Below are 18088 nucleotides of genomic sequence, written 5' to 3'. Positions count from 1 at the left end.
CGCCGGTATATCAGTCACTTTGACTATCGGAGCTGATGGAACAGCTACCTATACTTATGGTGATGGGAAAACGGATTGTGCATCAGGGGGAAATCAACAATGCACAGCCAGGTATTGTCCATCTATAACCTGAGGTCTTTATCTCATAAGGTAGGAGAAATCCTACCTTTTAACAAATAAATATTACGATATGAATAAAAATATTTTTTATTTGATAATGATCGTTTTTTTTCTGCCATATGGCTGTAAAAATAAATCAATAAAGAATGATCCTGAAGAAACCACATCTATCAAGTTTGATATTCAAAGAGAGCTAAAAAGTATTCACGATATAGGTTTAATAAAAGATGTCGAGATAATAAACCTTGATTGTGAGGAAGTCATCATTGGTAATATCGATGAAGTGATTAAATTCGACACGATCATCTACCTGATGGATAAGACCCAAAATATGAGTATTTATATATTTAATCTTGACGGTGATTTGATTCATTCTATCTCCAATTATGGAAATGGCCCAAGAGAATATATCCAATTGACAGATATGTTTGTCGATCCGGCGGATTCTTCCTTCAATATTGTAAGCAGGGTAGATAAAAAATTATTTAAATATGACTTGAGAGGGGAAGAATTGCGGGCAATAGAAAAAAATCCGAAATCTTTCACATCCATGAGAAAAATGGACGAAGGATATTTGGCTTATATGGGTAATTATAGTGAAGACAGGACAAAACCATACAATTTATGGTTATTAAACGAAAATTTAAAAACCGTAGATCATTATTTTGAAATAGATAAAATATGGGAAGGCCAATATTCCACAGACGGTGCAGTTTTTTCCGTTTATAGAAATATGTACTACTATATTACTCCTAGGAATTACAATATCTATTTGGTCGAAAACAACAAAATGACAACAAAATATAATTTCAATTTTGGCAAGCTGTCATTACCGAAGATAAATGAAACCGATGTGGTTAATGAAAAAAGGTTATTTGAATTGAAAAATGAATATATATATCGTTTTTATAACTTTCAGGAAACGGAGAATTACCTTATTGTAAAATTATTACATAAAGGACAATATCTATTAGGTGTTTATAATAAAAATAATAAACAAGCAAATATTGTGACATTAGATCCTTATGAAGGAAAATATTTTTTCTCTTTTGGTAATATCATTGGATTCGATGAAAAGACTATTTATACAATAATTGATGCGGCCGAGATTAAAAGATTTTGGGATGGAAAAGACCAATACAACAACTTTGAAGAAAAATATCCGCTCCAAATTGATCATTTGAGAAAAAGATTCAAGACAATCAGGGAAGACGGAAATCCTTTCTTAGTGATGTACACCCTTAATTAACTTTCAAGATTTAAATTCATAAACATTGGATATAAAATTTCCGAATGGGACAAATTAAAATTCTCTCTCTTTAATGATTGGAATAGGAAAGGGCAAAATTATACAATTATAAAATCTACAGAACTTATGAATACAAAGTATTTTTATATTGCAGGGTGCGTTGCGTTATTTTCTCTTACGTCTCCCAGATGTGCAAGTAGTACTCAAGAGAATACGAATAATATTATTATCAACCTTCCTTCTGGTCATAATCAGGAGTTAATATCTGACCATCTTCAATTATCTGATATTATATACCTGGAAACAATAGACTCGTCTTTGATCAAAAGTATTAGACGGTTAATCATACATAAAGATACAATCATCATTTTAAATGACAGGGAAGAAGTCTTATTTTTTGACATGAAAGGTAAATTTTTAAATAAAATACGCAATAGAGGGGCAGGTCCAGGCGAATATAATCATATTATCGACATAGCCATTGACTACGATAGAGACGATATTATTCTATATACCGATAATTTCAGCTTATTCATTTATAGTTTAGACGGAACATTTATCTCCAAAACAGACAACATTGATACCAACAATCTCTATGAGAAAATAATATATAATAATAATATTTTATTTTTTTACAATCCATTGAATACTAAAGATAAAAGCATTATTAGGAGTTTTGATCTTAATAATAGTAAATATATAAATAATAAATTCATTGGTAAAACAGCAGATTTTATTCTCAGACAAAGAGGAGTACCTATCGTTAAAAGCAAATCTATTTGGTATGTTGTCCCTCTCGGAAATTCCTTATTAAACTTAGACGAAACAGTTACTTATCAGATTAATTGTGATAACTTTGGCATTACTGATGCTATACTTGAAAAACAGTATACGGAACCGAGAAAACTTGTCAACGAAATAAATGAAAAACAAATATGTTATGGTTTTTCTTCGATAAGAGAAACAAACAGATTTATCTATTTTAAGTCAAATGTTCATGATTTTATCAGATTAGATAAAACAAATAATGAAGCAAAATGGTGTCAGTACGCCAGAGACTTAAAAAATGGTATTTCTGATATGAGTTATTTTCCTCATGATGCAGATGATCAGCAAATAATGTTTATTGTGGATTTCAATAGTTTAGAAAATTCAGATATACAAAAAAAACATACTGAAAAAATGGATGACACACATGATAAAGAACTAAACCCTGTTTTAATTTTCTATAAAGAGAAATAGTAAACAGCAAGCATTCAATATTATGCCCCTATAATCGTTTACGGCATTTACAAACACTAAATACTATTTGGGTAGATTGGCTGGATCAACATAAAATATTCAAACTCGTATTATCTGATACATATTCCATGCAACCTCACAAAAGAACTAATAATTATGAATTTTATTAGATGTATTTTCCTTATTTTAATTTGCAGTTGCACTGTAAAAGGGCCAAGCGAGTTGCAACAGGCCTTACTTTTTGCAAGAGACAACAGAGCCGAATTGGAAAAAGTCCTGAAGCGTTATTCCATTGATCCCGCCGACAGCCTAAAATACAGGGCCGCTTGTTTCCTTATAGAAAATATGCCGGGGTATCATTATTATGAAGGAGAAGCGTTGGAAAAATATGCAGACTATTTCAAATTACTGGGAGAAGACAAAAAAACGCCCGATCAAATCCTCGATTCGTTACACGGAAATAAATGGAACAACACCAGTATAGAACAAACAGCGGATCGGGCAAGCATGTTATATTTAAAAAAGTACCGAAAAGCGCCCTGTTCCTGTTAAAACATCAAAATTTCAATAACTCTCCCGGAGCCAGACTTTTTGTTTACCGGGAGAACGAAGTGTTGTGGTATTAAAACAATCCTGATTATGGATAAATTATAAAAAATGAGTTATAAATGAGTTATAAAAATTGGTTATAATGATCAGTTTCGGCATCTTTATGTTCACGATAATGACAAAAACAATTGATGAAAACTAAAGAACAAAATAAGGTAAGGTTAAAACTATTTCATTAAAAGTTGCGCCCGACACGTATTAGGGAAAATATTATGAAAAAGAAATTATTTTTTATCTGTGCGATAGCACTGGTTGTCTTAGCTGCTGTAAATGTGAATCTCGCATTCAATAGCAACTCTAATATTTATTTGTCTTTGACAAGTATAGAGGCTCTAGCAAGAGGAGAAACCCTTTATTGTTCGGTTTGTGGTGAGCAAGTTGACGCCTGTCGATGTTCACCTACTATAACATGCGACTATGGCAGTTGTCATGGAAAGGAGTGTCATGATTTCACAGGTAATTTGCTTTGTCCATGTAGCCCAAATGGGAATCCATTATCTATTTGTCCATTATAACAGCAATGCTAAAGATGTCCGGTTCAAAACCGCCGGACATCTTTTTAGAATTTTTAATAAATTAAAAAATGAAGAAAGTATTTATGCTACTGATTGTGATATGTTTCACAATGTGTAAACAAAAAGCACAAATTGAGGGTGCTATTTTCGTCGATATGGATCGACCGGAGAAAGTTTCTCTTTTCAATTACTTTCGTTCCATTGAATTAATTCCATTGGAAACTTCGCCTGATGCTCTTATTGTAGGTATCTCGAAAATGATTGTTCACCAAGATAAATATTATACGTTGGATAAAAATCAATGTATTATTTTTGTGTTTGATAAAACGGGAAAATTCCTTTTTAAAATAGGAAAAAAGGGGCAAGGTGCCGGAGAATATGTATTTATCCAGGATTTCAATATCAACCCTTTTTCAGGCAACCTTGAAATACTTGAACCTTATGGCAAGGTGCATATTTATGATTTATCGGGCAACCATATCGAAACAAAACAGATTACCTTCCCCGGTTTTCGGGCGGTACACACTCTTGCTGCTGTAAATAGCCACACACATGTATTTCATACGATGTTTGAACCTAGAAAAATTATTTATTTCAACCTTGATGAGCAAAAGTTGTTACATGAAGAATTTGAAGAAAACACGCGTCTTGGTAGTTTCTCAAATAATCCTTACCAGTACCAGGGTGACTGGTTCTTTTTTCGGCCTATCCATCCTGTAGTTTACAAAATGGGAAAGGAACAGCTTGAAGTTGCTTTTCGATTCGATTTTGGAACATATACCCGGGAAGGCACGACTGCCGTTTTCTCGAAAGAAGCAGATTATTCCTTATATAGATGTGTAGAAGAACTGTTTGATCAATTTCCTTACCTGATACACTCTGTGAGACACAACAGTAAATATGTATTTGTTTCGCTTTCAAGGAATGATCTGGATCACAAGGCAAATATAATATATGACAAATCCACCGGAGAATCAAAATATATCCTTGATTTTACCGAAAATGTACAGTTTAATTCGTATCGTGGGGAAGAAATAATTGTTACGGACAAATACGTTTTGATGCCTTCCCAGTGGATTGATTTAGAAAAACGTATTACAAAAGAAATGCTGGATGACAGACAAAAAGAAGTTTTTGATGAATTATTGCAGTCCGAAATGGAAGAAAATCCAATATTAATTAAATACTGGTTCAAATGAAACGAGCATGTAAACCATTTTCACCCAAGAATATGATTATAGTGAGTTCCATACACCTTGATGTAAAAAAATAATATAATCGTATGAAATATAAATCAACACAAATAGTTTTAATATGTATTGCAGTATGTTTTCTGCTATTTAATATCGGGTTACTATTTTTGCTCCAAATGCATAAATATGAGCTAAATAGTACAAAGCACAGGTTAGAACACTTGGAGAACGTTGAATTCATGTTTAAAGCATCCAAGGAAATAACCGTCACCAGATTCAAATATGAACAATACAGCATAGGTAACTCATATATTTATTCAGGCTCGGATAAGAGTGAGCTTATCCCTGTCCATTTTATTACAAATCAGCCAAAATTGGTACTAGGCTTGAATCAGAATATGTGCCGACCATGTGTCGAAGGAGTATTTGCTGATGTTAAGGAGATCTTTCCTGATTTTGAATCCAATCCAAACATTATATGTATTGCTGATATTGAACAACGATTTAAAGACGATTATTACGGTAAGAAAGTAATAAGTTTTCAACAAAAAGATGATTTTCTTTTGTATGAAATAGTAGCGATGCCATACTTTTTTATCCTTGATAAAGACTTATGTGTAAAACAATTGTTTATAACTGATAAAACAAGCCCTGAATTAACAAAAGAGTATCTGAAAACCATCAAAGAACGTTATATGGAAATTTGAAAATCAAACAATTATAAATCTGGAATTTCATGGAGAAACAACAAATTTCTAGCCTGAAGATGATGGAGTGAAACCTATTTCGATGGCCGTAAGCAAAAATTCAAGAATGAAATTCGTTGATTCATATTGCACCCGAAATATATACGATGCGTATCTTACGAATACGGTACTTGTTTGCCATAATATCCATGACAGGTCAGGGGGACAGACTTCTCATTTATAAGAATAATGAAGTAATTAGGGTACTAAAATAATTCTGATAACAAATGAAATATATTATTCGCTTTTCAGTCTTTTCTCTTATTCTGCTTTGTAGTTGCATTGGTAAAAAACAAAGTGAACTGGAGCAAGCCCTACTGTTGGCAGGAGACAACAGGGCCGAATTAGAAAAAGTCCTGAAGCGTTATTCAACTGACCCGGCCGACAGCCTAAAATACAGGGCCGCTTGTTTCCTTATAGAAAATATGCCGGGGTATCATTATTATGAAGGAGAAGCGTTGGAAAAATATGCAGACTATTTCAAATTACTGGGAGAAGACAAAAAAACGCCCGATCAAATCCTCGATTCGTTACACGGTGTATATGGTCCTTTTGATACATCAACCCTAACATTAAAGTTTGATATCAAAGAGATCGACTCTACCTTTTTATGCGAAAATATTGATCTGGCCTTTAAAGTATGGACTGAAAAACCATGGGGGAAAAATGTGACTTTCGACGATTTTTGCGAATATATTTTACCCTATCGTACAGGTAACGAAAAATTGACGAACTGGAGAAAAAACTACCTGGAAGAATATGGCACTTTCGCAGAAGGTATCACCACAGAGGATCCGGTTGAGGCTGCTATTATACTACGGCGTAATATCATAAAAAAGATGCGTCCGGAAAGATTCACCATGACGGAACCCGGTGGTTACCCGAGTCTCGATGCCATTACCGCCAAATACCTGACAGGATCTTGCGATAACATCAATCAGTTTGTCCTGTTCCTGTTAAGGGCAAATGGAATTCCTTGTGCTACGGATTATATGCCCCTCAAGAGTTATGTGAACGTAGGGCATTCATGGGTATCATTGAAGAACAAAAAAAACGAATATTATGCAATTGATTATTTTGGAGACATTACCTATATCTCCGGCACTGAACTCAACCGGAGGACAGCCAAACCCAAAGTATACCGCAAAACCTTTTCTATGAATACCTCCCGGTTTAATCTACTTAGTAGAAAATCAAAAGCAGTCCCCAGGGAATTCTCCAAATACAATTATAGATTTTATGATGTCACGGGTTTATATTCAAACCACTTGACAGACTTATCCATTCCCAAGAACCTTATATACAAGGATAAGTCGAAGAATACCAAGGTTTTTTATCTATGCATACTGTCAAAAATGAATTGGGTTCCGATAGACTGGACAGATGCATATAAGAAGGGAGTTGTCACATTCAAAAATATCGATGCTGGGGATATTTTCAGGGTTGCGGTCTATGAAAACGATAAATTTGTATTTATTACAGATCCGTTCAAATTGCATAACCAGACTTATAAAATTAATCTGCTCGAAAATTATGAAAGTGGCAGTGATAAGCCTTTTATTTTATATTCAAAGTATTCGCTGGAAGGAGAAATCCATTTCAGGGACCGGATGGTAGGAGGTGTTTTTGAAGGTTCGGACAATCCCAACTTCAAAAATCCGGATACGCTCCATATCATCAAGGACAGGCCGTTTCGTTTGTTCCATCATGTCACGCTATCTTCCGAAAACAGATACAGATATGTACGATATAAAGGACCTGAAGAGAGTTTCTGTAATGTTGCCGAGATTCAATTTCTCTCGGATACCCTGCTTTTACGGGGAAAAATTATCGGAACGCCGGGAAGCTGGCAAAATGACGGCTCGCATGAATATACCAATGCTTTTGACGGTTCAACCGAAACATCTTTTGATCATAACACCCCAAGTGACGGATGGACCGGTCTGGATCTCGGACAACCTCAGAGAATAACAGAAATCGTATATTCACCGCGGAATCACGATAATTACATCAAAAAAGGAGATATATATGAACTGTTTATGAGTGATCGGACGGGATGGAGTTCCATGTGGGTTCAGATTGCGTCTTCGGATTCTTTGCGATATGAAAATATTCCTGAGGGATGTCTTTTTTATCTGAAAAATCATTCGGGGGGAGTCCAGGAAAGACCTTTTGTAATAGAAGATGGCAAGACGGTCTTTCTGTGAATATAGTTTTAAGAGGGTAAATTGTAATTGTATTACACTGTTGTCCGATAAAAACTTTTTGAAAGAAGTACGAGGGCAAATTTAAGTTTGCCCGTCGTACTAATAATTGTAGCTTTGTATTCATCACAAAACAAGACTACAATGAACAAAAGTACACATTTTTTCGGACAGTCGGTTTTCGGACAGCTCATCTCTATGATCGATACAAGAATAATTTCCCGAAACAGCCAAAAGCATAAAGCGGACCACTACGTGAAGCGTTTTACAGCCAAGGATCACCTGATCAGCATGCTGTTTTGCGTGTTCGCCAAATGCTCCTCGCTACGCGAAGTGGCCGGCGCAATGCTCGGGTTATCAGGCAAGACCGGACATTTCCAGCTGACGCATATTCCTTACCGGAGCACCTTGTCGGACGCGAACAAGCGCAGGAGCGTGGATTTCTTCGCCGGTGTATACCACGATTTGCTCCGGGAGTACGAGCGCGTGATCTCGGACACCCGGTTTAAACAGGTGATAAACAAACAAATCGAGATCTTTGAAAGCACGGTTATCAGCCTGTTCCAAGATATTTTAAAGTGCGTGGGCAGAACTCCCTCCAATGGCAAACGCAAGGGGGGCATCAAGGTGCACACCGTGATTAATGTCGATGAGGCGGCACCCAAGATGGTTTGGTTTTCATCCGCCGCCACCCATGACCACATGTTGCTGGACAAGCTCTCCCCGAGCGACAATACTATTTACGTCTTTGACAAGGGATACAACGATTATAAAGCATTCAAACTCTTTGGCGAGAAAGGTGCCGGCTTCGTTACCCGCATCAAGGATAATGCCGTGTATAAACTGCGGGAAGAACTCCATATTGACGAGTGCATTCACAGCGGCGTGCTGGAGGACACTATCATTGAAGTGACCGTCAAGGAGGAGAATGGAGTTGAAAGCAAGCTCAGGCTGCGCAAGGTTGTCTTCTATGACAGGAAACTCAAGCGCGAGTTCGAGTTCCTCACTAACCTGTTCGAGATGCGTGCCGACTTGGTAGCGGCAATTTATAAAATAAGGTGGCAGATCGAACTGCTTTACAAGCAGCTGAAAGGCAATTTCCCGCTCAAGTACTTCTTGGGAGATAACGAGAACGCGATAAAAATACAGATATATTGCGTCTTGATCGTGAACTTGTTACTCACGGTCATCCAAAAGCGACTGGATCGACCCTGGGCGTTCTCTAACTTGGTCTCTTTTTGCAGGATACACCTGTTCAATTACCTGCACTTGATGAAATTCTTGGAAAACCCGGGGAGAGATTGGCGACGGGATGACCAAAAATTGGAGATGCTAACCCTTTTCAGGGGGGCTTACTTTTGAAAATGATGAAAATATAGAAAATAAACTCTGGTAATAAACCCGTTACAAAGAAATAAAATCAAAATGGGTTTTTATCGGACAGTAATGATTGTATTAAATTATTCCCGACACAACTTTAATGTATCTACAAAATAAAATAAACAGATCTATAATAAGTGATATAATAATATTGTTATTCACCGGTATAGTATTGGCAACTTATCAATATGAAAAAAATCTTTCCCCTGAGTTTTTCCTGTTTTTTATTCAGATAGTGCTCCTTTGGTTTATCCTAAAAATCATATACCGTTTCTTCCCCAAATGCAAGATGTTGGTGTTGGCCGCACTACTGATCTGGGGAGCAGTTGAAGCTATATGGGGACTGGGACAGTTATACGATTATTTTCCTTCAAGACATTCTCTTTTTAAAACCACCGGTTCTTTTTATAATCCAGGACCATACGGAGGATTCATTGCATTAATGTTTCCCTTAGTACTACATTATTGGTTGACATATAGATATAAAAACAAATATATCGGTTATCTTTTTCTACTTGTCGGGACTATTTGCCTGATAGTATTTCCCGCTACATTGAGCCGCACTGCCTGGATCGCAGCCATGGCTGGATGCCTGTTCGTACTGCTGTCAGACAAACGGTTTATTGCAAGGTTACGATTGCTCTGGAAGCGTCATAAAGGAAAATGCATCATTGCCATAACTATTTTAACTCTGTTTCTGGGGGTAATCATCTTTAGTATTTACCATCTTAAGAAAGACTCGGCGGACGGACGCCTGTTTATGTGGAAGATCACCGCCCTGTCCATACAGGAATCCCCGGTGAAAGGACCCGGAATAGGAGGCTTCCCTGCCGCCTATGCTAAAGCGCAAATGGAATATTTCAAGAATGGCAATGGATCCGATACAGAAAAATTAGTGGCGGGGAGTCCGGAATATGCTTTCAATGAATATTTGCAGATATTTCTGGAACAAGGGCTGTTGGGCTTTATCCTGTTTCTGATACTTTCCTATCTGATCATCAAATCAGGCATACAAAACAAACTGATCGGAGCGGCCGGTAGTTTTGTAACCCTATCGGTATTTGCTTTTGCCTCCTATCCCTATCAGTTGTGGCAATTTCCGGTTGTTTGGGTATTGTTGGGAACTGCTTGCACAGGAGAAACAGACAGTAATAATCGAATTTACCGGCACGGTTGGAAAAAAATAGTCGTTTTCATTCTACTGTTGGGAGCTTTGTGCTCTGTTTCTGTTATCACGGCCTCCAGGCAAAAGATATTCTATCAGGCAAAAAAGGAGTGGAAGAAACTTCAGCCTTTTTACGCCATGAAAGCATACGAAAACATGGCAAACAATTATGAACAGTTATATCCGGTACTGAATTACGAGCCGAAATTCGTCTTTGAATGTGGAATAATACTGAACGCCATAGGTCAACGGGAAGATGCTGACAGCATTTTCAACCGGGGGCTTGAGAAAAGTTGTGATCCAATGTTTTACAATGTAAAAGGACGTAATTACCAGGAAATGGGAGAGTATAGTAAAGCTGAAGATTGCTACATAAACTCTATATGGCTGCTTCCAGAACGAATTTATCCTTACTACTTACTCACAAAATTGTATGCTGATTCGCTCAACTATCAACCGGAAAAGATGCAGCGGTCTGCCTTTGCTGTCCTTGAAAAGGAACCCAAAGTCCACTCCATGGCTATCAGGGAAATGCGCGATGAAGTAAAAAAGATATTGAAAGAAAAGGAGGCAATGAATGAACAATAAAAATAAAATAATCCGCAAGATCGGAAATACCGTCCTCAATCTGTTTTATTATACTTCCATTGTAGTATTCGGTTTTATATTATTACGTGTGTTTGTCTTTGGCTCCTATAAGATACCCACGGATTCTATGGAACCCGCCATTGTACCGGGTGATTATGTGTTGGTAAACAAATTAGCATACGGGGCAAGGTTGTTCAACCTGTTCGATGCGGTGGAAGGAAAGCAGGTAAAAATTAAACGCATGCCGGGTTACACCCATATTAAGAATAACGATGTGGTCGTTTTTCATATCCCCCATCCCAATACATGGGATAAGATCGAGATGAACATGTCAAAATACTTTATCAAACGCTGTATCGGCCTTCCCGGGGATACCCTACGGATTGTGAACGGCATCTATACCCTGAACTCCGATACGTCGAAGCGGCTGGGGAACTATCAGGAGCAATTGGCTTTAAGCGGCAAGCCGAAAGACGCATTTCCGGAAGGCGTGTACAATACTTTACCCTGGGACACTATATTGAATTGGAATATCAAAGATTTCGGACCGATATATATTCCTAAGAAAGGAGACCATATTATACTGGACAAGGCAAACGCGTTGCTCTATAAAAAAATCATCGAGTGGGAAAAAGGCTATTCCCTTCCGTTCGAAAACGACTCGTTACGGGATAACGGAAAGCCTTTGCAGGTCTATACATTCTCCCACAATTATTATTTTATGGGAGGCGATAAGGTGGAAAATTCGCAGGATTCCCGTTACTGGGGACTGCTTCCCGACGACCTGATCGTGGGAAAAGCATCACTGGTATGGAAATCGATGAGTCCCTATTCTAATACATTCAGATGGAATCGGTTCATGAAGAGTATAGAATAAGCACGAAACAGAATTGAGGCAGAATCTTAACAATTTATTCTGAGTTGAGTAACTATTTTCCTGTTTACTTGTTAGTTAAATTCTGAGTGAAGTGTATCCAATTGAAACTTTTTTTTAGTTGGGCAATGTAGATCAATACAATCAATTCATCCTCAAATAAATACAAAAAATGAGTTATAAATGAGTTAGGAAAGTAGGATATTTCAATATATTTTGGCATCTTACATGAATCTTAAAGAGATAAGTAATAAAACCAAGAGAAGACATGAAAGAAAATTCCTTATGAGAGAGGAATCACAAATAACTATTTATTAAAACATTTAATCATGAGAAAGAAATTTTTATCGGGTATATTTGCCCTTGCACTTCTTCTAACCGCAGGTTATGGAGTGAACCAAAGTATGAAAAGTGACACTGGTCTTTCGGATTTAGCATTAGCCAATGTGGAAGCATTGGCACAGAATGAAAACCCTGGAGGACCGATTACTATTAGTTGTCGTTATGCAGATATCGCAAGTGATGTTTGGAGTGGGACTTTTCTTTGGCGTTGCCAAGGTTGTTCTTATTCTATCTGCAATAACATAAGTAGCAGCTCAACTTGTACTCGTTATTAGTAGAGAATCAACTAATTAATTATTCTTAATTGATAAGGGTGTCGCAAAATAAGAGCCCAGTATCTGTCTTTAAAAGATTTTAGTTCTCGGATTATTAATCTATAAAGAATTTCCTTTTCTACCGAGCTATTTTCAACAAAGGCGGAAACCCCTTTGTTTCATAGTTGGAAGCATAAACGGAACTGAGTCCTATTTTGAGATACTCTTATCTTGTTAAATACAAATTTATTATGAAATTAAATATCCTATCTATAATATTTCTCATCCTTTTTTGTTTTGTCTTTTCCTGTAAAGATAAAAAAGAAATGCCCAGTCATTTAATTCAGATAATAGACGAAAAAGAAACGGAATTAAGTACAGGGAAATTGGTTTTCGAAGAAGATATGCAGCAATTTTTTGATATGCATATCACGGACTCTCTCGTCTTTCTTACATCCCAGAGAAATAATAGTCCAGTCACAGTTTTATCATCAAAAAACTTCGAACGAGTTGCAGAATTGGGAGATAGGGGCCAAGGGCCCGAGAGCGTGGATTTTCCGCTTTTTCTGAAGGGTCTTTCGAAAAAAGGTGATGTAGAACTTCTCGATCTGAACAGGAGAAGCCTTATATATATTGGTTATAATTCTGAGAAGAAAAGGTATATAATAGAAAAAGAAATGATGCCGGATTCTCTTTGGCCAAGTATCAATCTGAATAAAATCTCAGACACTCTTTATTTCGCAAATAGTCTTGTACCTTTTAATAAAGGTCTTTATTTTAAATGGGATAAACAAACATCCACTAAAGAATGGATACAATATTATCCTGTGACCAAGAGAAAATATGATGAGGATGTTACTCATCTATACAGAAATACCATTCTGGCCAATAAAGAGAAAGCCATAGTGGTTTGCGCGTTGACATATTTCAATAGAATAGCCATATTCGATCTTAACGGTAATATCCTTAAAGATATACAAATCGGAAAAGAATTTATAGAACCGGTTCTTGAGAATGCAGAACTACAGAAATTTTCGGATGGTGCAGAGTTGTTCTTTCTAAACGTGGTGGGATCTGATAATTATTTCTATTGCTTGTGGAACCGAAGTGAAATAGGTCTTGATAAAGACAAAAGAAAAAATTCAAAAATATTTGTTTTTGATTGGGATTTGAACCATGTCTCAACAATTCAGGCAGACCAGCCACTTGTTGCTTTTGATGTTGATCCTTATGACAGATACTTTTTGGGACTTTTTTCAGATGATGAAGCAGATACAAGTATCTATAAATTCGCTATAGAATTGTAGTTTACAATCGAAAATTAAATAAATATTGATAATTAAACACGACAACCAGAACTTTAGAATACAAGAATTTGTCGATACTCCATTCTTCAAATCAACATTCTCCTATTGTTTTGGTGCTTATTCGAGAAAAGAAAGAAAGGATATTGATAAGTCGAGGTTTGATAGTTAAATGAAATGTTGCAAGGCTTTTTTACTATTTTCTCTTTTATTTATTTTCTGGACATCCGTGATGAATGGTCAGGAAATAAAAGATATACTCAAAGAGCGAATACGGAAGTCGATTATAACTTCTGGTATGCCACCTATTCAGAACCAACCGTTTCTAATAGAACAACAAAGGCATAAAGAAGATATACTGTAAGCCGTCGGTCATAGGCGTATTGGATTGCTTCGATTAAACCGTGATCTTTGTCAAAAAAAGATGAACACTAACAAAATGAATCGTCGTTTTACTCAACACGAAGCGTTTTCCCTGATCGAAGAGTACTTTCAAAGTGGTCAGCGGGCCACGGATTTTTACCGGTCCAAAAACATGAGTGAATGGCAGTTTTACAAATGGAGAAAATTGTATCTTGAAGTCCATCCGGAACATGAAGCCTCAAAAACACCCCCTGCAAAGGAGCCATCCCTCTTGCAGCCGGTAACTGTTATCGGCAAGCCGTCCTCCCGGCGGATGCCCCGGTTCGAGATCGCCTATCCCGGCGGGGTAACTCTTCGCGTGGACGAGGGGGTAACCGACATCACGCTACTCGGGGAACTGCTCACTTTTTAATTTCCCGGACGATGTTCTCACTTAACGAATCCCAGCGTTTTTACCTCTGCCTCTCACCCACCGACCTGCGTAAAGGATTTGACAGTTTATGCGGGCTTGTCTCATCGGAATTGGGACGCGACCCGTTAGGCGGGGAAGTGTTCATCTTTGTCAACAGGTCCAGGACGACCATCAAGCTGCTCCATTGGGAACGGGGCGGGCTCGTGCTGTACCACAAGCGCCTGGAAAGCGGCCGCTTTTCCCTTCCCCGCGTCCATTCTTCCGGCAAGGGATGCAGTATTCTTTGGCGCGATTTGGTCATGATGGTCGAGGGTATTTCCATGGAAAAAACCACCCGCCGGAAAAGATTCAATATTGCTCCAAAAACCGCGTGAATAAAGACTTTCGTGCTTGTTCATCTCATTGATAAGTTGTATCTTTACACCATGAAAACAAGCAATACGGAATTGAATGACCAGGTTGTTATTTCCCGCGGGGAATATAACGAATTGCTGTCCATCAAGTCCGATTGCGAATACCTGAGGTTTCAACTCTCCGAGCTAAAACGGATGCTTTACGGTGTGAGAAGTGAACGCTTCAGGTCGGAAAAAACCGATGACGGGCAATTGGACCTCTTTGCCGGCACGCGGGATTCACTTCGCGATATTCAGCCAAAAGCGGAAGCGAACAAGGAAACCATCACTTACGAACGCGAAAAGACACGCGAAAAGCCTGTCCGGAGCCGTCTTCCCGAGCACCTGCGACGGGAAGAGGAGGTGATTGAACCTGACCTTATCCCCGATGGAGCCGTCAAGATAGGGGAGTCTGTCACCGAGCTGCTGGAGTACAAGCCCGCCGACGTTTACGTGCGGGTTATTATCCGTCCCAAGTACGTGGTGCCGGGCACGGAAGGTGAAGGCTGCGTTACTGTAGCCCCCATGCCCTCGTTGCCCATCGTGAAAGGAAATGCCGGGGCGGGCATTCTCTCCCATATCTGCGCGAGCAAATTCATCGATCACCTCCCGTTCTATCGCCAGGCCGAGATATTCAAGCGGCAAAAGATACCGGTTGCCGAGTCGACGCTCAAGGGCTGGTACGCCGCCGTCTGCCGCTTGCTTGAGCCGTTACACGATACACTGATCCATGAAATAATGAAACGCGACTACCTTCAGGTGGACGAGCCCCCGATACCTGTTCTTACCTCGGATAAGCCCGGTGCCACGCACAAGGGGTACATGTGGGTGTTTCATGCCCCCGTGGAAGGCATGGCGTGCTTCAGGTACGGAAAATCCCGCTCGGGGGATGTCGCCGCCGGATTTCTTGACGGGTACCGCGGCGCGCTCCAAACTGACGCGTACGCGGGGTATGACCAGTATAAGGACGCGGAGCACATCACACTTTTGGCATGCATGGCCCATAGCCGGCGTTATCACAACTTTAATTAAATCAAAAGTAGCCTAAGGAAGTAAATTAACAATCAGTATTATCCAATCGCTACTTTCTAAAACTACTTCTGATAATATTTCAATCCAAACTTTTTAAAAAAGCTTTAAGCTTGGGATCTTTTTCCCAACTTTTCACATCCGGTTCAGTAATTCCAAGATCACTAAAAGCATTTTCTAAGGCTTCTCTCTTCAACTTCGAGTCCGCCCTTGCATAAATCTCGGTCGTCTGTATTGACACATGCCCCAAAAGATCCCTGATATATACCAGATTTACACCGGCCTGTAGCAGGTGCATTGCCCTTGAGTGCCTCAGCGTATGCGGAGTTGGTGTTGACGGGACCAGATCGGGATATGCAATATGTGCCAATGAAGCATATTTTTGCAAAATATAGGTAATCCCGGGATTGGTAAGCTTAGCCCTCCGGCTATTGAAGAAGAGGGGATGATGACCCATCCCGGGTCTGTCCAAGCCGTATTCCTTCAAGTAATTTCCAAGTAAATTCATCATATTGTCATCAATCGGCACCAATCGTTTTTTGGCTCCTTTACCAAACAACTCGATGACATAGGGCTTGCTTGTTCTTATCGATAGCGGTGTGAGATCTATAATTTCCTGTACCCTGGCTCCAAGATTATACATCAAGGACAATAGGGTCAGGTTTCTTCTTCCTTCACGGGTATTTGTATCTATCTGTTCGAAAACGGCTTTTACCCCGTCAACAGTCAGATATTTGACACTATTTCGCACCTCTCGTTTTATACGTATTGAGCATATTGATTTCCAGTGTGATAAATGGACGGGATCTTCATACATCATGTATTCATAGAAAGATCTTATTGTAGCGTATCTCTGGTTCCGCGTGGAAACGGCGTTGCGCTTGACATCCTGAAGCCAGTCCAGGAAGGAAAGTACCACACTCCTGTCTATGTCATCCAGTCCTAACTTGTCCGCCGGGATCTTCTTCTCTTTATTCATATATTCAAGAAGCAGAATGAAAGTGTCTCGGTATGAACGCACTGTATGGGCGCTGACGCCGCGCTCTTTTACCAGGTAATCGGTAAAATACTTTTCAATACACCCTGCAATATCTTTATATGTTCCCATGATCATCAACTTTAAGGAGTGATTTTGCAATAAGATTTCCAAGTCCGGCAGTTACGGATGCATCCATTTGGATAATTTCCGGATACATGTTTTGTGTAAGACGGAGATAATGCTCGGTGTCCATGACTTTTACATGTCCCATAAATGTAGAGAGTATAGGAAGGCAACAGTATATATCCCTGCCTTGCCTATGCATGCGGACGAGAGAGTGCACACAAGCGGTATGTCTTAGATTATGAAGGCTTGGGCCTTCTTCGTGTCCCTTATACGGGATGTTTGCCTCCTGCAGTAGTTTCCTAAAATATCTGCCTATACCCCTTTTTGACAGTTTATGCCCCAGCCCATTGACAAAAAGGTGACTCTCAGGAGCCATTACACCTTCGACGGGTAACATGTTTCTATAACGGATGTATTGCCTCAAAACTTTTTCTAAAGATTCATTTAAAGGGGCAAGTCTTTGACGGCCATTCTTTGTGTTATCCAAAACAATGACATGTTTTTCAAAATCTATGTCCTTGTTCCGAAGATTTATTGCTTCACCAATTCGTATTGCAGTGCTATACAAAGTCCTTAGCAAAACAGGTACAACCATCATTAATGAATTGGCATGATGCTCCTTTACCCTGAGATTATCGGCTGCGGCAAACAAGCCTTTGATTTCGTTTTCAGTAAAAATGTATGGCACATATTCAGATTTATGCTTCCTTGGCAATCTAGGGACATAACATTCAAGCCCCATATTGCCCATATATATCAAAAAACGTCTCATTACGGATACTTTTTGATATACGGTTGATACTTGTTTGTTGCCACAAGTTGCATGATACCAACTATCATAGGATATCCTGTCAATATAACAAGCCTGATGCCCCTTTTCTGCCAGATGTCGATCCAACTCGTAAAGGATCCACTTTATATCTTCTCCTTTTATCCCTTTTCTGGTTTTTGATTCTACGAAAGAGCTTATGTAGGGAGCCATGACACTTCTATAATTAAGAT

At 38.7% G+C, this 18088-nt stretch carries 16 protein-coding genes; 14 read left to right on the top strand and 2 right to left on the bottom strand.

Annotation, left to right across the window (positions count from 1 at the left end; translation table 11 throughout):
• Positions 1–190: 190 nt before the first annotated feature.
• The 14 genes from KCV26_12720 to KCV26_12655 all read left to right on the top strand — a co-directional run bounded on the left by KCV26_12720 (position 191) and on the right by KCV26_12655 (position 15984).
• Complete coding sequence (locus tag KCV26_12720; GenBank protein ID WZX36157.1) at positions 191–1369, top strand: 6-bladed beta-propeller; 1179 nt, start codon at positions 191–193, stop codon at positions 1367–1369.
• 126 nt (positions 1370–1495) lie between these two features.
• Complete coding sequence (locus KCV26_12715; protein ID WZX36156.1) at positions 1496–2611, top strand: 6-bladed beta-propeller; 1116 nt, start codon at positions 1496–1498, stop codon at positions 2609–2611.
• 156 nt (positions 2612–2767) lie between these two features.
• Positions 2768–3163: a hypothetical protein gene (locus KCV26_12710; GenBank protein WZX36155.1), complete on the top strand. Its 396-nt coding sequence runs from the start codon at positions 2768–2770 to the stop codon at positions 3161–3163.
• Positions 3164–3803: 640 nt separating this feature from the next.
• Entirely contained in the window at positions 3804–4934 is a 1131-nt protein-coding gene (locus KCV26_12705) for a 6-bladed beta-propeller (GenBank protein WZX36154.1), read from the top strand.
• An 83-nt stretch (positions 4935–5017) separates the two neighbouring features.
• A complete protein-coding gene (locus KCV26_12700; protein ID WZX36153.1) occupies positions 5018–5635 on the top strand; it encodes a hypothetical protein in 618 nt (205 codons plus the stop codon).
• 266 nt (positions 5636–5901) lie between these two features.
• Positions 5902–7881, top strand: coding sequence for a transglutaminase domain-containing protein (locus KCV26_12695; GenBank protein WZX36152.1), 1980 nt, complete (start codon positions 5902–5904; stop codon positions 7879–7881).
• Positions 7882–8022: 141 nt separating this feature from the next.
• Positions 8023–9240: an IS4 family transposase gene (locus KCV26_12690; GenBank protein ID WZX36151.1), complete on the top strand. Its 1218-nt coding sequence runs from the start codon at positions 8023–8025 to the stop codon at positions 9238–9240.
• Between the two features lie 118 nt (positions 9241–9358).
• Positions 9359–11011, top strand: coding sequence for an O-antigen ligase family protein (locus KCV26_12685; GenBank protein WZX36150.1), 1653 nt, complete (start codon positions 9359–9361; stop codon positions 11009–11011).
• Entirely contained in the window at positions 11001–11888 is an 888-nt protein-coding gene (lepB, locus tag KCV26_12680; GenBank protein ID WZX36149.1) for a signal peptidase I, read from the top strand. The genes KCV26_12685 and lepB overlap by 11 nt, the downstream gene beginning before the upstream one ends.
• 326 nt (positions 11889–12214) lie before the next feature.
• Positions 12215–12502, top strand: a complete 288-nt coding sequence (locus KCV26_12675; protein WZX36148.1) for an NVEALA domain-containing protein — start codon at positions 12215–12217, stop codon at positions 12500–12502.
• A gap of 230 nt (positions 12503–12732) precedes the next feature.
• Positions 12733–13788: a hypothetical protein gene (locus KCV26_12670; protein ID WZX36147.1), complete on the top strand. Its 1056-nt coding sequence runs from the start codon at positions 12733–12735 to the stop codon at positions 13786–13788.
• 421 nt (positions 13789–14209) lie between these two features.
• A complete protein-coding gene (locus tag KCV26_12665; protein WZX36146.1) occupies positions 14210–14560 on the top strand; it encodes a transposase in 351 nt (116 codons plus the stop codon).
• Between the two features lie 11 nt (positions 14561–14571).
• Positions 14572–14934, top strand: a complete 363-nt coding sequence (gene tnpB, locus KCV26_12660; protein WZX36145.1) for an IS66 family insertion sequence element accessory protein TnpB — start codon at positions 14572–14574, stop codon at positions 14932–14934.
• 12 nt (positions 14935–14946) lie between these two features.
• Positions 14947–15984 carry an IS66 family transposase gene (locus KCV26_12655; protein WZX36144.1) on the top strand — a complete coding sequence of 346 codons (1038 nt, stop codon included), beginning with the start codon at positions 14947–14949 and terminating at the stop codon, positions 15982–15984.
• A gap of 79 nt (positions 15985–16063) precedes the next feature.
• Here KCV26_12655 and KCV26_12650 read toward each other — a convergent pair whose 3' ends face one another.
• Both KCV26_12650 and KCV26_12645 read right to left on the bottom strand, forming a co-directional pair.
• The gene (locus tag KCV26_12650; GenBank protein WZX36143.1) at positions 16064–17089 is read right to left on the bottom strand and encodes a site-specific integrase; all 1026 of its coding nucleotides are present in this window, start codon (positions 17087–17089) and stop codon (positions 16064–16066) included.
• Positions 17076–18068 (bottom strand): tyrosine-type recombinase/integrase, encoded by a 993-nt coding sequence (locus KCV26_12645; protein ID WZX36142.1) that lies wholly within the window; start codon positions 18066–18068, stop codon positions 17076–17078. The genes KCV26_12650 and KCV26_12645 overlap by 14 nt, the downstream gene beginning before the upstream one ends.
• Between the last annotated feature and the right edge of the window lie 20 nt (positions 18069–18088).

The organism is Petrimonas sulfuriphila (assembly GCA_038561985.1).
GTDB classification, from domain to species: domain Bacteria; phylum Bacteroidota; class Bacteroidia; order Bacteroidales; family Dysgonomonadaceae; genus Petrimonas; species Petrimonas sulfuriphila.
Note: the sequence above shows the minus strand (reverse complement) of the source record. Positions and strands in the feature narration are given on the sequence as shown.